The organism is Acidicapsa borealis (assembly GCF_059115245.1).
In genome coordinates this window covers 2,985,784-3,003,198 of the sequence record NZ_JCACNY010000001.1, presented here as the reverse complement: position 1 = coordinate 3,003,198, position 17,415 = coordinate 2,985,784, and the positions used below count along the sequence as shown (strand labels likewise).

Sequence of the window (17,415 nt, the reverse complement as noted above, 5' to 3'; positions counted from 1 at the left end):
TGTGCTCATTCTCGCTGAATTTACCGGTTCACGCTGGCGGTCTGTGTGAACCTGGTTAACCACTTGGATACTGCCAACCCATCTGCTAGTTTTGAAAGTGAGGTACAAGCCGATTTTTTACGCTCCCCTTGCCCTGCTACTTCAGACTGACCCTGCAGCTCCGCCCACGGCGGCCAGCTCCAATGCCATCGTCGAGATGGTCTCGAACAGCGGACCTGTCGCGCTCTCCGTTCTGCTCGTTCTGGCCATCGCCAGTATCTATTCGTGGACTCTGATCTTCGGCAAACTTGCCGCTTTTTCAAAGGCCACCAAGCAGAGCCGGCGCTTCCTGCGCACCTTCCGCAAAGCGACGCGCCTGCAGGATATTGCCGCGATCACTGCCGATTACGCTCCAAGCCCGCTCGTGCTCGTCTTCGAAGAAGTTTACGAAGCATACAAGCGGCAGACCGGCGGCTACGGCCCACCGCGCAACCTTGCCCCACTGGAGCGCTCGGCCCAAACGGCCAGCAGCGAAGCCGTCACCCGGCTGGAACAGCGGTTGACCTGGCTGGCCACGATTGCTTCCATGAGCACCTTTGTCGGCCTCTTCGGCACGGTGATGGGTATTGTCGACGCCTTTCACGGCCTCGGCACCGCCGGGTCGGCCACCCTGCGCGCGGTCGCACCAGGCATTTCGGAAGCTCTGATCACCACCGCTGCTGGCATCCTCGTTGCCGTTCCTGCGGGTGTCGCCTACAACCAGTTCGCCGCGCGGCTGCGTAACTTTGCTTCCGGTACAGACGATTTCGCGCGCGAACTGCTGAATTCTCTTGAAGAGATTCCGCAGCGTACGGCTGCCCAGGCTGCGCCACAGGGTGGTCCTCGTCCGCTGGACCGGGAGTTTTAGCGATGGCCTTCACCAGCAGCAGCGGACGCACGCAAACCTCGATGGCCGAGATCAATATCACGCCGCTCGTCGACGTGGTGCTTGTGCTGCTCATCATCTTCATGCTGGCTGCGCCGGTGCTTCAGTCTGGCATTGAAGTGGCTGTGCCCAAAACGCGAACTGTAAAGGAAATTACTGAGCAAAGGCTCGTGGTCAGTATTTCCAAAGATCAGTCCGTTTACCTTGGCGACAAGATCATAAATATCCACGATCTCCCTGTTCAATTGCGCCAATCAGGCCAAGACTCTGGTCACGACCCGGCTCACCAGTCGATCTACCTTCGTGCAGACGAGCGAGTTCCTTTTGGTGTAGTGGCAACGGTGATGGATGCAGCTAAACAAGCTGGCATCACCAACGTCAATATCGTCACCCAACCCCTGGAGTCAAAACCCGGCGGAGAACGGTAATTTTCACCGTCGAATCCATTGCAACGACAGAATAGCCAACGGGAACCATGAGCAGCCTGATGCCAGCGCCGGAGTCGATCGAGAGGATTGAGCGGGAGTTCGCGCGCGAGCCGATCGGCAAATTCATGTTCGCGGCGCTGGCTTTCCATGGGCTGATGATCGGGGCTGTTTTCGCGTACGCCTTTGTGCATGGCTTCCTGCCGCACTACGTCGGTGGCGGGGGCGAAGGCGATGCAATCGCTGTGAACCTCGTCAGCAATGCAATTCCTCTTCCGGCCAACGAAAAGCCCAGCGACAACGTTCTGGCTACGGAGCATCCGAGCGAAGCTCCGGCACCGCCAGCGCCGAAGGCTCAGGCAACCGTCGATCAAACTGCGATACCGATTCCCAACAAAATCGAAGCCCCCAAGAAGCCAGCCGAAAAGAAGCAGGAAATCAGCAAACCGACCAAGCCAACCACTGCCCCGCCGGTGACCAAGCCGTCACCGCACAACGTACCTGTTCCCAAGCCTGATAACCGCGTTCAGGTAGGCGAGCAGGCGAATACGCAGCTTCAGCGCGCCACGCAGACTTCGACCACTACGACCGTGGGCACAGTAACGGCCAGTTCAGGAGGGATTAAGGGCTTTCCTTATCCCTGGTATCTGCAGAACCTCGAACGCAAGATGCAGCAGAACGTTTATATGAACGAAGTCGACCCCCGTACTCCCAAAGGCGCTGAAGCCAATATCACCTTCGTGATTCATCGCGATGGAACCCCCGCGGAGGCCAAGCTGGACCGCTCCAGCGGCAGCCCAACGCTGGATCGTGCCTGCCTTAACGGCGTTCGCCGAATCGACACCTTCGGCCCGCTTCCTTCCCCGCCCGGCGAAGGCAACCTCTACGTCTCGCACCATTGTGACAACCACTGAGATCCTCTCAGCTTCAGGTTGACACTTTTGGGCCATTCTCGCGACGGATGCGCAAAACTCCTTGCTCCAATCTCTTATGATGGATGTGTCTTCACGTGTCCTGAATTTTCACAGGCGCATCCAATTCTCGTACCCTGGTCTCAACCCTGGCTCTTTCCAGGAGAAGGACAGATTCACGAATGACTGCATCCCTTCGCCATCTTCCCCGCTTTCTGGCTGGCATCGTTTCCATCGTGTTCCTCGGTTCGTACTCTCTCTCCGCAACAGCACAGGTTGGGCAGCAGGACTGGGTTCGCACGGGCAGCGGCCTTTCTGACCAGAAGATCCGCCTCGCCGCAGCCGACTTCAAGCCCCTCGGCAGCGATCCGCAAACCCCGTCCCTCAAAGCCAGTTTTGACGCCACACTGTTCAATGACCTGTCGAACGCAGGTGTCTTCGACATGGTCTCGAAGAGCATGATTCCGCCTGCCAGCCCCGGCTCGCCGCAGGAGATCAATCTCGGTCAGTGGGCAGCGGCGCCAGCCAATGCATCGATGGTGGCCTTCGGTGGTCTGTCTACGGCGAATGGCCGAATCTCCGTTTCGGGATGGGTCTTCGATGCCAAGAATCAAGGCAGCCCGCAGGTCATTGGCAAGCAGTACAACGAGGTGGCGAATCAGGACAACGCCCGCCTGATCGCTCACAAGTTCGCCGACGAAATCATTGCCCGTCTCGGTGGCGGCCTGATGGGCATCGCCGAGACCAAGATCTACTTCGTCAGCTCCCGCACCGGCACCAAGGAAATCTGGGTGATGGACTACGACGGCCAGAACCAGCACATCGTAACCAAGCAGGGCACGATCTCGCTCTCACCGCGTATTTCGCCAGACAACAGCCGCCTTGCCTACTCTGCCCTAGGCAAAGAGGGCTGGACGATCCGCATGTTCTCGCTGGAGCTTGGCCGCCCGGTTGGCTTCCCCGCAGGCATTGCAGGAGGCAGCAACTTCTCCCCGGCATGGGCTGCGGACGGCACCAAGATCGCCTTTTCTTCCTCGCGCTCGGGTGACCCTGAGATCTGGGTGGCTGATGCCAATGGCGGCAATCTGCGCAAGCTCACCGCCTTCCACGGTCCGGATGTTTCCCCGACCTGGAATCCAAAGACCAACTCGCAGCTCGCCTGGGTGAGTGGACGCACCGGCCTGCCGCAGATCTACACCATGGATCAGGACGGCGGCAACGTGCAGCGCATGACCGACGGCGGCTATGCCATCTCACCATCATGGGCTCCCAACGGCCAGTTCCTCGCCTTCAGTTGGAACCGCAAGTATGGTCCCGGAGCCCCTGGCGGGCAGGATATCTACGTGATGGATATTGCCTCCCTCAAGTGGATTCAACTGACCCACGATGCCGGCAGTAACGACTTTCCGAGCTGGTCTCCGGACGGCCGTCACATCGTCTTTGAACGCTCCATTGGCGGACATGCAGAGATCTGGACCATGCTTGCCGACGGTACGGAACAGCACGCCCTGACCCACTCCGGCAAGAACTTTATGCCAAACTGGAGTTGGAAATAGTTTTCGCCGGCAACACCGTCATTGAGAACGGTAACCCGGCAAACCGAACCCCCGCGGTACGTTTTGCAGTCTTTCACGGAACGCAACTGAGGCTGGACCGCTTGCAAGTTAAACGACAAATTCGTACAAGGAGAACACATTGAAATTGACACGCAACATTTCCACTTGCCTGCTTCTACTCGTTGCTGTGATTGGCTTTGCAGGTTGCGGTAAGAAAAAGGTTCGCGACACCACGCCTCTAGCTCCGACCATGAGCGGCCCGGCACCTACTGCGCAGCTTACCGCCACGCCGACCACCATCACTGCAGGTGATCAGGTCGTGCTTTCCTGGCGCACCACCGACGCAACCAATATCACCATCGAAGGTATCGGCGACGTGCCCAGCTCCGGCGTGAAGACCGTGACCCCGACGGCTTCAACCAGCTATCACCTCGTAGCCCGTGGCGATGGCGGCTCTGCCGACGCCACTGCGCGCGTGACCGTGAATGGCCCGCAGATGGCAGTCGCCGTACCTACCGACAACTCTGACGCCAACATGACTGCCGACGAGAAGTTCAAGGCGAGTGTGCAGGACATCTTCTTCGACTACGACGCCTACGAAGTGCGGCCCGATCAGGCCGGCCAGCTCTCGAAGGCCGCAGCCTACCTCGCTCAGAACCCCACCATCAAGGTCCTGATCGGCGGCTACTGCGATGAGCGCGGTTCCAACGAATACAACCTCAACCTCGGCCAGAGCCGTGCGAGCTCAGTGAAGCAGGCCCTTGTCCAGGCCGGTGTGGCGAGCGATCGTCTGCGTATTGTGAGCTACGGTAAGGAAAAGCCGTTCTGCACAGAGTCCACCGAAGAATGCTGGCAACAGAATCGTCGCGCCGGATTCACTATCGACAGGTAAGTTGACCCGATAAATCGTAACTGGAAGCACCGAATCTGAAACCGAAACTGCGGCAGTTGGAATACTCTTCCGGCTGCCGCAATCTCCATCTAAGAGAGATTGCGAGAATGCTCATGCAACGTCGTTCCACTTCCTTCCGATTTGCACTTCCCTCCATCGCCTTGGCAGCACTGCTGATCCCTGCGCTGCCCTCGCAGGCGCAATCCACCAAGGACCGCCTCACCGATCTGACGGACCAGGTTAAGATACTCACCGACATGACCCAGCGCCTGCAGTCCACAGTCGACTCAAAATTTGGCGTGCTGCAGCACCTGGTCGAGCAGAGCACGGACAGCGTGAACCAGATGAGCGCGGCCGTAGCCACCATGCAGCAAAAGCTGAATGCACAAAGTGAAAACAGCAGCGGCAAGCTGGATGGCGTCTCAGGACAGGTGCAGTCGCTCAACGACTCCGTTGACGAGATGAAGTCCCGCATTGGCAAGCTGGACAAGCAGCTCCAGGACATTCAGGCCCAGCTCCAGACCATTCAGAGCCAGCCCGCCGGGGGAACACCACAGCCCGGCCAGCCACTTCCCGGATCCGGAGTAGTCGATCCCAATCAGCCTCCAGCTCCCGATGCTGGACAGGCTCAGGCTCCGCCACTCAAAGAGACTTATCAGAGCGCCCTGCGCGATTACAACGCGGCACACTACGATGTGGCAACCTCCGAATTCGGTGACGTGCTGCACTACTACCCTCACGACGACCTGGCCGGAAATGCGCAGTTCTACCTGGGCGAAATCGCCTACAAACAGCAGAAGTTCCGCGAAGCAATCAAGGCCTACAACTCGGTCCTCGAAGACTTCCCCGGCAACCCCAAGTCTCCCGCGGCGCAGCTCCGTAAGGGCCTGGCGCTGATCCAGATCAACCAGAAGGACTCTGGCATACACGAGTTGCGTTCGCTGATTCAGCGCTATCCGCAGTCGCCGGAGGCCCTGCAGGCGCGCAGCAAGCTCAATGCCATGGGCATCCGCATCGCTGTGCGATAGGTAACTTCATCGCATTTGGGCAAAGAAAATCCCCGCTCAATCGAGAGACTGAGCGGGGATTATTGTTGTCTTGAATCATCCTACTGGAGGCTGGCCATGACCTTATTCAGCACTTCCTGCGAAGGCCGCGTGACGGATTCGGGCAGCGAGCTCAGTGGTTGATCCACCAGGTTCAACAGATCGATGAACGTAGGCTTCTCGGTGTCGACATAGAAGACTCCCGTGAGTACCTCTCCACTTTCATGAGCTTCCATCAGCGTCTTCACTGCCGCGATCTTATCGGTCGGATCGTAATCCTCACGGATCTTGCGCAGACGCAGGCTGGAACCATCGTGCATGCGAACATCGGTCGTTGTGCCGTGATCGTACTCAACTTCGATATCCTCGAAGCTGGGCACAAATCCAAGCTCATTGATCGGCTCGTCATGCTCCTGCATGAACTTGTAGCTCTTCGTCGAGCCTTCGTGATCGTTGAAGGTCACGCACGGGCTGATGACGTCGAGCATCACAGTGCCCTTGTGAGCAATAGCCGCCTTCAGCATAGTCAGCAGCTGCTTCTTGTCGCCCGAGAACGAGCGGCCGACGAAGGTTGCGCCGAGCTGAATCGCCAGCGAACAGGTGTCGATGGGAGGAAGATCGTTGATGACGCCGGTCTTCAGCTTCGAACCGATATCGGCAGTCGCCGAAAACTGGCCCTTGGTGAGACCGTAAACGCCGTTGTCTTCGATGATGTAGATCATTGGCAGGTTACGGCGCAGCAGGTGAACAAACTGTCCCATGCCGATGGAAGCCGTATCACCATCGCCCGAGACGCCAAGCGCCTTCATCGTGTGATTGCCGAGGATCGCACCGGTCGAGACGGAAGGCATACGCCCGTGAACACTGTTGAAGCTGTGCGAACGGCTCATGAAGTAAGCCGGGCTTTTCGACGAGCAGCCAATGCCGGAGAGCTTCATCAGCCGCTCAGGCTGCACACCCATCTCGAACATCGCATCAATGATGCGCTCGGAGATGGCGTTGTGTCCGCAACCGGCGCAGAGCGTCGTCTTGCCGCCACGGTATTCAAGTACGGGAAGCCCGATGCGATTTACCTTAGGAGCCGGCGGAACCGGCGGTGTTGCTGTAGCTGTGGCCATCGACTAGAGGCCCTCCTTGGTGACCAGATCCGAAGTCACCGACTGCGCGTCCATCGGCAGCCCGTTAAAGTGCAGAATGCTCCTGAGTTTGGTCACCTGATCAGCCGCCAGATCGAGCTTCAGCAGGCTGGCCAGTTGCGCATCGCGATCCTGCTCCACGACATAAATGCGGTCGTGGGCAGAAACAAAGTCAGCCACCTCATCCGTGAAGGGATACGCGCGAACACGCAGGTAATCCACATCCAGATCGTAGGCCTTCTTGATTTCATCGAGCGACTCGGCGATAGCGTAGTGCGATGTGCCATACGCGATGATGCCGATTTTCGCGCCAACGCTCTTTTCGAGGACAGGCTTAGGCACCAGGGTCGCAGCCGTCTCGAACTTGCGTGCCAGCCGCTCCATCAGGTCGACGTAATCCTCGGGCTTCTCCGTGTAGCCAGCCTTTGAATTATGCCCTGAGCCGCGCGTGAAGTAAGCTGCCTTGGGATGATCCGTGCCCGGCAAAGTACGGTAGCCGATCGCATCGCCGTCCACATCTTCGTAGCGGGCAAATCCACCTAGCCGGTTCAGATCCTCAGCCGTCAGTACCTTGCCACGATCCAGAGGCGTAGTCGGATAGACAAACGGCTCCGACATCCAGTTATTCATGCCCAGATCGAGATCGGACAGCACGAAGATCGGCGTCTGCAGCCGCTCGGCAAGGTCAAACGCCTGGTAGGCGAACTCGAAGCACTCCTTCACCGAACCCGGCAAGAGCACAACATGCTTGGTATCGCCATGGGAAAGAAAGACCGTTGAAAGCAGGTCAGCCTGCGAAGTGCGCGTCGGCATACCCGTCGAAGGACCAGTACGCTGCACGTCAAAAATCACGCCCGGAATCTCGGCAAAGTAGCCCAGTCCAGAGAACTCCGCCATCAGCGAAATACCGGGCCCTGAAGTAGCCGTCATCGAGCGAGCGCCTGACCAGCCTGCGCCCAGCACCATGCCGATCGCAGCGAGCTCATCCTCTGCCTGAACGACCGCGAAAGTCGCCTTGCCCTCTTCGGTCACGCGGAACTTCTTCAGATACTCGATCGTCGCTTCTACTACCGAGGTCGAAGGCGTAATCGGATACCATGCAACCACAGTGACGCCCGCAAATACCGCGCCCAGACCTGAAGCCGAGTTACCGTCAATGACGATCTTGCCGGCCGTAGCGTTCATTCGCTCGATGAAGAAAGGATCCTGCTTGGTGAGCTTTTCGACAAAGTAAGCAGCACCAGCCTTGACTGCACCGAAGTTCAGGTCAAGAGCCTTTTGCTTCTTGGCAAACTGCTTGCCGAGCGCAGCGTGTACCGCGTCCATGTCGATCTCGAGTAGATGCGCTACGACGCCGACATAGACCATGTTCCGTACCAGCTTGCGCAGCTTGGCTTCCGGACAAACGGCAGCTGTAATTTTGTCGAAGGGAACCGGATAACAGACCACATCATCGCGGTACTGCTTCAGATTCAGACTCTCGTCATAGATCGCCACACCGCCGGTTGGCAGTGCCAGGATATCTTCACGAGCTGTTTCGGGGTTCATCGCGACCAGGATGTCGATGAATTTCTTGCGGGCGACGTACCCGTCTTTGCTGGCGCGGATGGTGTACCAGGTTGGAAGTCCGGCAATATTTGAAGGGAACAGATTCTTTCCGGAAACCGGAACGCCCATTCCAAAAATGCTCTTCAGCAGAACGCTATTGGCCGATTGCGAACCGGACCCGTTGACCGTTGCGACCTGAATGCTGAAGTCATTGACAACGCGCTTTGGCGCGTCTGTTACCGCTGATGTGCTCTGCTGTTGACCCAGAGCGAGGTCTCCTATCGCCATGTGGCGGGATCCCCTTCACTTGAAAATACAGAAAGAACTAATGCTTCTCTCAGCCAACAATTATAGTCACTTAGTCATAGATATGTCCGAATGTGGACCCAAGTGGTTACTGTTCAATCGGATAGGCCTCAACCAAGCTGTCGATTTCCCTCATTGGTCCCAATATGCGGGTCAATTGAGACAACTCATCGAAATTATTATGCAGTGCATCAACAAATATGACGATCAAATGTACCGTTCCAATGGATTTCCCTCAATGAAAGCCGCTGTTTGCCAGTGAAATCGCGGAGACTGCTCAGTTCCGGATCTGCGCCAGCAGACGCTCAATCTCGGCCTTCGATTCCGCCGTCAGTGGCAGCAGCGGCGAACGCCCATTTCCGCCGAAATACCCGTTCCAGTCGCAGGCATACTTAATTCCCGGCACACCGAGCTTCCCGCCGATCACGCTGCTAGCCTCGGCAATGTGCTTCTGCCGGTCAATTGCCAGCTGATCATCATGCTCTTTCCAGGCAATGTAAATCTCCTGGCATGCCTGCGGAGCGCAGGTGGCAAAGGCCAGAATCGCGCCGCTCGCACCCGAGTCCAGCGATTCCTTCAGCGTCCCGGCCGAGCCGGTCAACACCTGGAAGCCAACTTCGCGCGTACGCGTCTTCAGCGCAGGAACCGGCGGCGCCACAGCCAGCGCAATCCCGCCATCTCCACCGGAAGCGAGCCCCTCAGCAGAGATGAAATTCCCAGAGCCAGTAGGCTTTGCCGCCAGCATTCTTCCCGTCACAGCCTCAAAGATCGTGGTAACCGTCACAGTCCTTCGTGGAGCCAGCCGCGTCGCCTGCACCACATCTCGCACACGCTCCACCTTGCCGCTCGACTCTTTCAGACCGATGATGTTCGGATGCTGCGCCAGTTCCTTCACCACTTCCAGCGGAATCTCAAACTCGGTGAACTTCGGAATCGAATACAAAATCACCGGCAGAGGCGACCGGTCTGCCACCGAGCGGAAATAATGCAGAATCGCCGCGTTGCTCAACTGAGGCCGGTAATAGCAGGGATTGCGCACCAATACTGCGTCGTACTTGAACTCCGCCGCAGCCTCGGCCAGCGCCATCGTAGCGTGCACGCTCTCCCGGCCTACTCCGGCAATCAGTACCTTATCGTCTGCCGCTGCTCCAGCCGCCACGCGCAAAACTTCGCGGGTCTCCGCGTCATCCAGTGCCACAGCTTCGCCGGTAGACCCAAGGACGACGAGTCCAGCCAGCCCGGTCAGCGAAAGCCGCGCAACGTTATACTCGAGCTTTTTCCAATAAACTCGTTCATTGGCATAAAACGGGGTGGTGACGGGGGCAAAGATTCCTTCAAGCAACATATTTCCATTCTAAGGCTTCCTGCCAGAACCTTTTCAGGATGGCGCGCTCACTCTCTCCCGCACCAAAATCGCCACCTTTCATCCCGCATGGAGTATTTCCCAGGTAATCACTCCTGGCGTACACTCAAGTCACCACTGCAGCCAGCCGGAGCGTACCGCAATGACCGCCGAAATCAGCCCGAGTACCGCAGCAGACGCCGACGAAATTGCCGTCCAGGAAGAGCAGGAGAACGTCTCCAATCTCGGCAACCAGGCGCTCTGGGTTCTGATCCACACAATCCTGGCCGCCGGTTCCTGGGTCGCCATGATGCTGGCGGTCACCCTTGCAAAGCCGGAGAGCGTACCCGTCCTCATCACCACAGCGATGACCTTCGCGGTCCCCTGCCTGGCCGGCTATCTCTTTACGCGAGTCAAGCAGAACGAAATGGCACCCTACACCTGGCTTATTGGCCTGATTTGGTTCCTGGTTATCTGCCTCTGGATCCTGGACATGCCGACCGGCCCCAATCAGTGCTACCACTGCGATGCGTCGCAGAAGATCTATCTGACCTTCTTCAGCCCCAATGAAGAAAGCGGCCTCATCGACAATGAGGGCCGCTTGTTCGGGACTTGGCCGGCGATTGCCTTCGTCGCCTATGGCATCGGCGGCAGTTTCGGGCTCAAGAAGAAAAAGTGATCAGCGGTCCGTGGTCAGCGATCGACGGCTTTTGGAAGCAGACCACTGACCACGGGACCCTGATCACTAGCTCACAGGGTGCAGCTCTTGCAGCGAAATGACAGATGTATGCCGACGCTGCATTGCAGAAATACCTTCAGCAGCGGCCTGCGCCGCAGCAATCGTGGTGATCGTTGGAATGCGCGCCAGTACGGCAGCGCGCCGGATTGCCTTCTCGTCGAAGAATGTGTCCTGCCCGCGCGGCGTATTCACAATGAGCTGAATGCGATCGCCCTTGATCAGATCCACGATGTTCGGCCGGCCTTCCTTCACCTTGAAAACCCTGTCCACGATCAGCCCACCCTGCTCCAGTACCGCCGCCGTACCCTCAGTCGCAACTAGATGGAAGCCGAGCTCAACGAAGCGCTTCGCAAGCGCTGTCGCGGCAGGCTTGTCATGATCATTCACGCTGAAGAAGACCGTTCCCTCACCCGGCAGCACCTGTCCAGCGGAGAGCTGTGCTTTGGCAAACGCCTCACCAAAGTTGTCCGCCACACCCATCACTTCGCCCGTCGACTTCATCTCCGGACTCAGGACAGTGTCGGCCCCAGGAAACTTGTTCCACGGGAAGACCGGCGACTTCACGTAGAAGTACGGCCCAGGATCGAGATCGGTCTTGCTGTCCAACTGCTCCGGCAGGAACTCGCGCAACTTGCGCCCAGTCATCAGCCGCGCAGCGATCTTGGCCAGTTGCACGCCCGTAGCTTTTGAAACGTAAGGCACGGTCCGCGATGCACGCGGGTTCACCTCGATCACGTAAACATGATCCACATCCTGCTCATCGCGCTGAATCGCGAACTGCAGATTGACCAGACCAACGACCTTCAGCGCCAACGCCAGCTTGCGTGTGTAGGTCCGAATCGTCTCCAGCGTCTCCGGCCGGATCGAAACCGCCGGCAGCACGCACGAAGAGTCGCCCGAGTGAATGCCGGCCTCCTCGATATGCTGCATGATCGCCGCGATGACGACATCTTCCGAATCGCAAAGCGCATCCACGTCAACCTCGACAGCCGACTCCAGGAAGTGATCCACCAGCACCGGCCGGTCGGAAGAATACTCAACCGCCGTCGTCATGTACCGCGCTACTTCCTGAGCGTCGTAGGCGATGACCATCGCCCGCCCACCCAGCACATACGAAGGCCGCACCAGCACCGGATATCCGACACGCTCGCCCACCGCCAGCGCCTCTTTCACCGACGTAGCCGTGCCGCCCGGAGGCTGCGGAATCGCCAGATCTTCGAGCAACTTGCCGAAGCGCTTGCGATCCTCAGCGAGATCGATCGACTCCGGTGAAGTTCCAATGATGGGTACCCCAGCCTTGCGCAACCGCTGAGCCAGGTTCAGCGGAGTCTGCCCGCCAAACTGCACAATCATGCCAATCTCTGCGCCCGACTTCGCTTCGTGCTCGTAAACTGCAAGCACGTCTTCAAGCGTCAAGGGCTCAAAATAGAGCCGGTCTGCAGTGTCGTAGTCCGTCGAAACGGTTTCCGGGTTGCAGTTCACCATGATGGTCTCGTAGCCATCTTCCTTCAACGCAAAAGCCGCGTGGCAGCAGCAGTAATCGAACTCGATTCCCTGCCCGATGCGGTTCGGTCCGCTACCCAGGATGATGATCTTGCGCTTGTCCGTCGGGGGCGCCTCATCCTCTTCGTCGTAGCTCGAATAGAAGTACGGCGTGTGCGACTCAAACTCCGCAGCGCAGGTATCCACCAGCTTGAAGATAGGCCGAATGCCATGCTCGTAACGCAGCTCACGCACCTTGGCAATGCCTTCGTGTCCCTCGAGCTGCCACTCATTCGCAATACGCTCATCGCTCAAGCCCATGCGCTTGAACTTGCGCAACTGCTCCGGCGTCACCGTCTCGGCAGACAACGTTCCAGCCAGCCGCTGCGCTTCGCAGATCTCACGCACCTGGAAGAGGAACCACGGGTCCATCGTCGTGTAGCGCGCCACTTCGCGCACACTCATGCCCCGCTCAAAGGCGAAGCGGATGTAGTTCAACCGGTCCGGCTGCGGCGTCACCAGCTTCTGCGTCAGGCGGCGCGGTTCCAGCTCTTCCGATCCGGTCTTCTTGCCCGTCTCCAGCGACCGCATCGCCTTCATGAGCGATTCCTTGAAGGTCCGCCCAATCGCCATCACTTCGCCGACCGACTTCATCTGCGGCCCCAGCGTCTCATCCGACCCAGGGAACTTCTCAAACTGCCACTTCGGAATCTTCGTTACGACATAGTCGATGGTCGGCTCGAAGCACGCTGGCGTCATGCGCGTAATGTCGTTGGGAATCTCATCGAGCGTGTAACCCACAGCGAGCTTCGCCGCAATCTTCGCAATCGGGAAACCCGTAGCTTTCGAAGCCAGCGCCGAAGATCGCGAAACACGGGGGTTCATCTCGATCACCGTCATGCGCCCGTTCGCCGGATTCACGGCGAACTGCACATTCGATCCGCCCGTCTCCACGCCAATTTCGCGCATCACGGCAATGGCCGCATCGCGCATCTTCTGGTACTCGCGATCCGTCAGCGTCTGCGCCGGAGCCACCGTGATCGAGTCACCGGTGTGCACGCCCATCGGGTCAAAATTCTCAATCGAACACACGATGATCACGTTGTCTGCAAGGTCACGCATCACCTCCAGCTCATACTCTTTCCAACCCAGCACGGACTCTTCGATGAGGCACTCATGCACCGGCGAAAGGTTCAAGCCATTGGATAGAATCTCGATCAGCTCTTCACGGTTGTAAGCAATGCCACCGCCTGAACCACCCAGCGTAAAGCTGGGCCGGATCAGCACCGGAAAGCCATTCTTCTGCGCAAAGTCCATGCCGTCGCGAAGATTGTTCACCAGCATCGACTTCGACACTTCAAGGCCGATGCGCACCATCGCATCCTTGAAGAGCAAACGGTCTTCGGCCTTCTTGATGGCTTCGAGCTTGGCGCCAATCATCTCCACGCCATACTTGTCGAGAATGCCCGAGTCGCTCAGATCGACAGCAAGATTGAGCGCCGTCTGCCCGCCCACCGTCGGCAGCAGAGCAAACTTGCCCGAACCCGGCCCCATCATCGCCGACTCCACACGGATGATCTCCTCCACGTACGAGAGCGTCAGCGGTTCGATGTAGGTGCGATCAGAGAACTCCGGATCCGTCATGATCGATGCCGGGTTGGAGTTGACCAGCACCACTTCATAACCGTCCGCTTTGAGCGCCTTGCAAGCCTGCGTACCGGAGTAATCAAACTCCGCCGACTGCCCAATCACAATCGGCCCCGAGCCGATCACAAGAATCTTCTGTATGTCATTTCTGCGTGGCATTCTTCTTCACTGCTTCCTGAAATCGTTTCTTGTTCGCGTGAATCTCCCCCAGGAACTCATGCTTCTTGGTGGTGATCCAAGGGCATGTTAATCCGGAGAGACCGAGAATTACATAGAGAGTATTTGGGTGGAAAGAATTGCTGATATCTCGACCAACATTCAAATTCCCAGCGGCCATTTCGAAGCCGGGCATTTTGACTGTCAAGTGATGCAGTCCCGGACCAGACTTGATACGAAATTTCCCATAGACGTCAGTCTTAACGGACATCGAATTGACGCCGTCGGAATCAAGCGATACCAGCGCCTCTGGTATCGCTTGACCATCAGGATCGTAAACTCGCCCCTGAATTTTTCCTACAGAGGTACTACGAGGAGATACGCAGTCAATCTGCGCTTCAGCTTTGAATGAGAAAGAAATAGCCCCCAAGACCCCGGCCCAAAGTATCAGGATTGGGAGCCATTTCTTCATCCCTTCCACTCATCCATCATGTTGCGAAAATCGCGGAATAGATAATGCGAATCATGCGGCCCCGGAGCAGCCTCAGGATGATATTGCACACTGAACAGCGGCAGCGTCTTATGCCGCAACCCCTCCAGCGTGTTGTCATTCAGATCGACGTGAGTCAGCTCAACCTCATTCGCATTCACCGAATCCGGATCGACAGCAAAGTTGTGGTTATGCGCCGTAATCTCGACCTTGCCAGTGATGTTGTTCTTCACCGGATGATTGCCGCCATGATGCCCGAACTTCAGCTTGTACGTCTTGCCACCCAGCGCAAGCCCTGTCAGCTGATGCCCAAGGCAGATCCCGAAGATCGGCACACGGCCCATCATCTCGCGAATCGACTTCACCGCGTAATCGACCGGCTCAGGATCGCCCGGCCCATTCGACAGAAAGACACCATCCGGCTTCAGCGCAAGCACATCTTCCGACCGCGTCTCCGCCGGCACCACGGTCACCCGCATACCTTCGCGCGTCAGCATCCGCAGAATATTCCGCTTCATGCCGAAATCGTACGCGACAACATGCAGCAGTGGCTTGCCGTCACCATCTCGCGGCGAGCCAGCCAGCATCGTGTCTTCGCTTTGCGCCAACTCATCGTTCGCGTCAAAGTTATAGATCGTCTTCGTCGAAACCACGCGAGCCAGATCGGTCCCGTCCATCTTGCGAATGGAGCGAGCCTTGGCGACCAGCTTCTCAGGGTCGTTCTCTAAAGTAGAAATAACCCCGCGCATCACGCCATAGGTACGCAGATGCCGCACCAGCGCGCGCGTATCGATCTCCGCCAGCACAGGAACCTTGAAGCGCTCCATGTACTCGTCGGTTACCTGCTCCGAACGCCAGTTCGAACTGACAGGCGAAAACTCGCGCACGATCAGGCCTTCGATATAAGGCTTGGCAGCCTCATTATCGGCAAGATTGGTGCCGTAGTTTCCAATTTGTGGATTGGTAAGGACCACGATCTGGCCCGCATACGAAGGGTCAGTCGCTATTTCCTGATAACCAGTGAGTGAAGTATTAAAGACCACTTCGCCGAGACATTCGCCCGCGGCTCCGTACCCTTCGCCCGTAAAAATGCGCCCGTCTTCGAGCGCAAGAGTCGCTTGCATCGCGTCTCCCAGGAGTGGATTCAATCGATTCTATCAGGTTTTGCGGGTGAAGTCTCTGCAGAGCTACGCCGCTTGCAGGATGCCTTGTCAAAGTTTGAGAAATAGCGCATTGTTGGCCACTCGCGTGATCGGCCATACTTGGGAGCAGGAGGCCCTGTTGAAAGGCCTCAGTGAACGACCCCAACATCCTGCGTAGGCCAATAGACAAACGACGCCTTGCCATAGATAAGATCCCGCCGCACCGGCCCGAACTCACGGCTGTCTTTCGAGATCAAACGGTGGTCGCCCATCACGAAATACTCATCCGGCGGTACCACCATGCTATCCATCGACTTCGTATCTCGGTAGTCCTCTGGAACGTAAGGCTCTTTCAGAGGATTGTCGTTGACATAGACCTGACCTCCATCGATCCGCAGCCTGTCGCCAGGGATAGCGATAATCCGCTTAATGTAACTCTGAGTCTGGTCTTGCGGATAACGAAAGACCACTACGTCGCCACGTTCGATATTGATGAATTTATATACGAATTTATTGATGAATAAGCGGTCCTGATCCACCAGCCGCGGCAACATGCTGACGCCTTCCACGCGCACCGGCTGATACAGAAAAGTAATGATCAGCACCGAAGCAGAGGCCGAAAACAGCAGATCTCTCAACCAGAGTTTCCAGCCCTCGTGCGGCCGTCGAACTTCGGGTGATGCTGCGGGTAGCTCAGCCGCTTCAGCCTGCTGTTCCAACGGTTCTGACGTTACTTCGTCCATATAGGTGATTTTACTAGGAATTTCACTGGCAGCCCAGAGTGCCCGGAGGGCAAACCAGATGCGCCCGCGGTCCGCCCGGTTTGCCAAGCGGCTTCGGCTGGTTAGCTGCGGGGACGAGCGCCGTCGCAGGACTGGCTCCATCCTGCACCGTCGCCGAAAGATTCGCCTCTTCCAGAATCAACGGCCTCTGCAGCACCATCTCCACCTGAGTCCCGCTCGGAATATCTACATCCGCACCTCGCGTGAACAGCGCCACGATGCCCGTCGCAGCCAGTCCTGCTCCGATACCGGCGATCCCCCCTGCCAGCGGATGTCCACCTTCCAGCCCACCGATCGCCCCGATTGTACCTCCGGTAGGAATGGCGATTTTCGCCACTTCCCCGGCGTTGCGTCCCTTATCGGCAGACTGCTCAATCGTTCCTTCGCCGTTGTCCTTCACGGACTGCTTCTTGGCGCCCGGCAGGCTATTCACCATCCCAGGAATCTCAACCACTGTTCCGTTCGGAAAGATGATGGAGGAAAAATGCATATCCAGCTGCGACTTGCCCTTCACTCGCCCGGCGCGCACCACGCGGTCCACGACCCCCTGTACATAGACGCCCGAAGGAATCATCACTCTTGTTCCAACAACCACCGGGAAAGTCGACGCCAGATAAACCCCGTCACCTGGTTTCGCGCTCTTGGTATTGACTGAGCTCCGCAGTTGCAGCAGAACCTTCGTTCCAGCCGGGACGATATATTGCTTCTTAGCTGGAGGAGCAGGCACTTCCGCGGCTGGAGGGTCTCTTACCGGCTGCTGATTTGGCTGTTGGTCTGTCGGTGTTCCAACGACCGGCGTTTGCGCTATGCCCAGCACAGCACAACTCGAGAAACTCGCAGCCAGCAATATGTGACGCAAACCAGCCATGCCATCCTCCCCGCAAAAGCCCAACATAACTCTAGTCCCTATT

15 protein-coding genes are annotated in these 17,415 nt (G+C 57.6%); 7 read left to right on the top strand and 8 right to left on the bottom strand.

Annotated elements, in window-relative coordinates:
• Positions 1-97 precede the first annotated feature (97 nt).
• The 6 genes from AC5S27_RS12325 (at position 98) to AC5S27_RS12300 (ending at position 5,716) form a co-directional block, all read left to right on the top strand.
• Complete coding sequence (locus tag AC5S27_RS12325; protein WP_493937311.1) at positions 98-886, top strand: MotA/TolQ/ExbB proton channel family protein; 789 nt, start codon at positions 98-100, stop codon at positions 884-886.
• A gap of 2 nt (positions 887-888) precedes the next feature.
• Positions 889-1,332 (top strand): ExbD/TolR family protein, encoded by a 444-nt coding sequence (locus AC5S27_RS12320; protein WP_493934852.1) that lies wholly within the window; start codon positions 889-891, stop codon positions 1,330-1,332.
• Positions 1,333-1,379: 47 nt separating this feature from the next.
• Positions 1,380-2,243, top strand: coding sequence for a TonB family protein (locus AC5S27_RS12315; protein ID WP_493934851.1), 864 nt, complete (start codon positions 1,380-1,382; stop codon positions 2,241-2,243).
• Positions 2,244-2,422: 179 nt separating this feature from the next.
• Positions 2,423-3,796, top strand: coding sequence for a Tol-Pal system beta propeller repeat protein TolB (gene tolB / locus AC5S27_RS12310; RefSeq protein WP_493934850.1), 1,374 nt, complete (start codon positions 2,423-2,425; stop codon positions 3,794-3,796).
• A gap of 139 nt (positions 3,797-3,935) precedes the next feature.
• A complete protein-coding gene (pal, locus tag AC5S27_RS12305; RefSeq protein WP_493934849.1) occupies positions 3,936-4,688 on the top strand; it encodes a peptidoglycan-associated lipoprotein Pal in 753 nt (250 codons plus the stop codon).
• A gap of 113 nt (positions 4,689-4,801) precedes the next feature.
• Complete coding sequence (locus AC5S27_RS12300; RefSeq protein WP_493934848.1) at positions 4,802-5,716, top strand: tetratricopeptide repeat protein; 915 nt, start codon at positions 4,802-4,804, stop codon at positions 5,714-5,716.
• An 80-nt stretch (positions 5,717-5,796) separates the two neighbouring features.
• On the opposite strand, the gene AC5S27_RS12295 is transcribed toward AC5S27_RS12300, so the two are convergent.
• The 3 genes from AC5S27_RS12295 to AC5S27_RS12285 form a co-directional block, all read right to left on the bottom strand.
• Positions 5,797-6,852, bottom strand: coding sequence for a 2-oxoacid:ferredoxin oxidoreductase subunit beta (locus AC5S27_RS12295; protein WP_493934847.1), 1,056 nt, complete (start codon positions 6,850-6,852; stop codon positions 5,797-5,799).
• 3 nt (positions 6,853-6,855) lie between these two features.
• Positions 6,856-8,706, bottom strand: coding sequence for a 2-oxoacid:acceptor oxidoreductase subunit alpha (locus AC5S27_RS12290; RefSeq protein ID WP_493934846.1), 1,851 nt, complete (start codon positions 8,704-8,706; stop codon positions 6,856-6,858).
• Positions 8,707-9,001: 295 nt separating this feature from the next.
• Positions 9,002-10,069, bottom strand: coding sequence for a dihydrodipicolinate synthase family protein (locus tag AC5S27_RS12285; RefSeq protein ID WP_493934845.1), 1,068 nt, complete (start codon positions 10,067-10,069; stop codon positions 9,002-9,004).
• Between the two features lie 160 nt (positions 10,070-10,229).
• On the opposite strand from AC5S27_RS12285, the gene AC5S27_RS12280 reads away from it, so the two are divergent.
• On the top strand, positions 10,230-10,745 hold the full coding sequence (locus AC5S27_RS12280; RefSeq protein WP_493934844.1) for a hypothetical protein: 516 nt from the start codon (positions 10,230-10,232) through the stop codon (positions 10,743-10,745).
• Between the two features lie 66 nt (positions 10,746-10,811).
• On the opposite strand, the gene carB is transcribed toward AC5S27_RS12280, so the two are convergent.
• From carB to AC5S27_RS12255, 5 genes are all read right to left on the bottom strand, one after another.
• Positions 10,812-14,093, bottom strand: a complete 3,282-nt coding sequence (gene carB, locus AC5S27_RS12275; protein WP_493934843.1) for a carbamoyl-phosphate synthase large subunit — start codon at positions 14,091-14,093, stop codon at positions 10,812-10,814.
• Positions 14,077-14,562 carry a carboxypeptidase-like regulatory domain-containing protein gene (locus tag AC5S27_RS12270; protein WP_493934842.1) on the bottom strand — a complete coding sequence of 162 codons (486 nt, stop codon included), beginning with the start codon at positions 14,560-14,562 and terminating at the stop codon, positions 14,077-14,079. The genes carB and AC5S27_RS12270 overlap by 17 nt, the downstream gene beginning before the upstream one ends.
• On the bottom strand, positions 14,559-15,704 hold the full coding sequence (carA, locus tag AC5S27_RS12265) for a glutamine-hydrolyzing carbamoyl-phosphate synthase small subunit (protein ID WP_493934841.1): 1,146 nt from the start codon (positions 15,702-15,704) through the stop codon (positions 14,559-14,561). The genes AC5S27_RS12270 and carA overlap by 4 nt, the downstream gene beginning before the upstream one ends.
• Before the next feature lie 167 nt (positions 15,705-15,871).
• Entirely contained in the window at positions 15,872-16,465 is a 594-nt protein-coding gene (gene lepB / locus AC5S27_RS12260) for a signal peptidase I (RefSeq protein ID WP_493934840.1), read from the bottom strand.
• Positions 16,466-16,487: 22 nt separating this feature from the next.
• Entirely contained in the window at positions 16,488-17,372 is an 885-nt protein-coding gene (locus AC5S27_RS12255) for a hypothetical protein (protein WP_493934839.1), read from the bottom strand.
• Positions 17,373-17,415 lie beyond the last annotated feature (43 nt).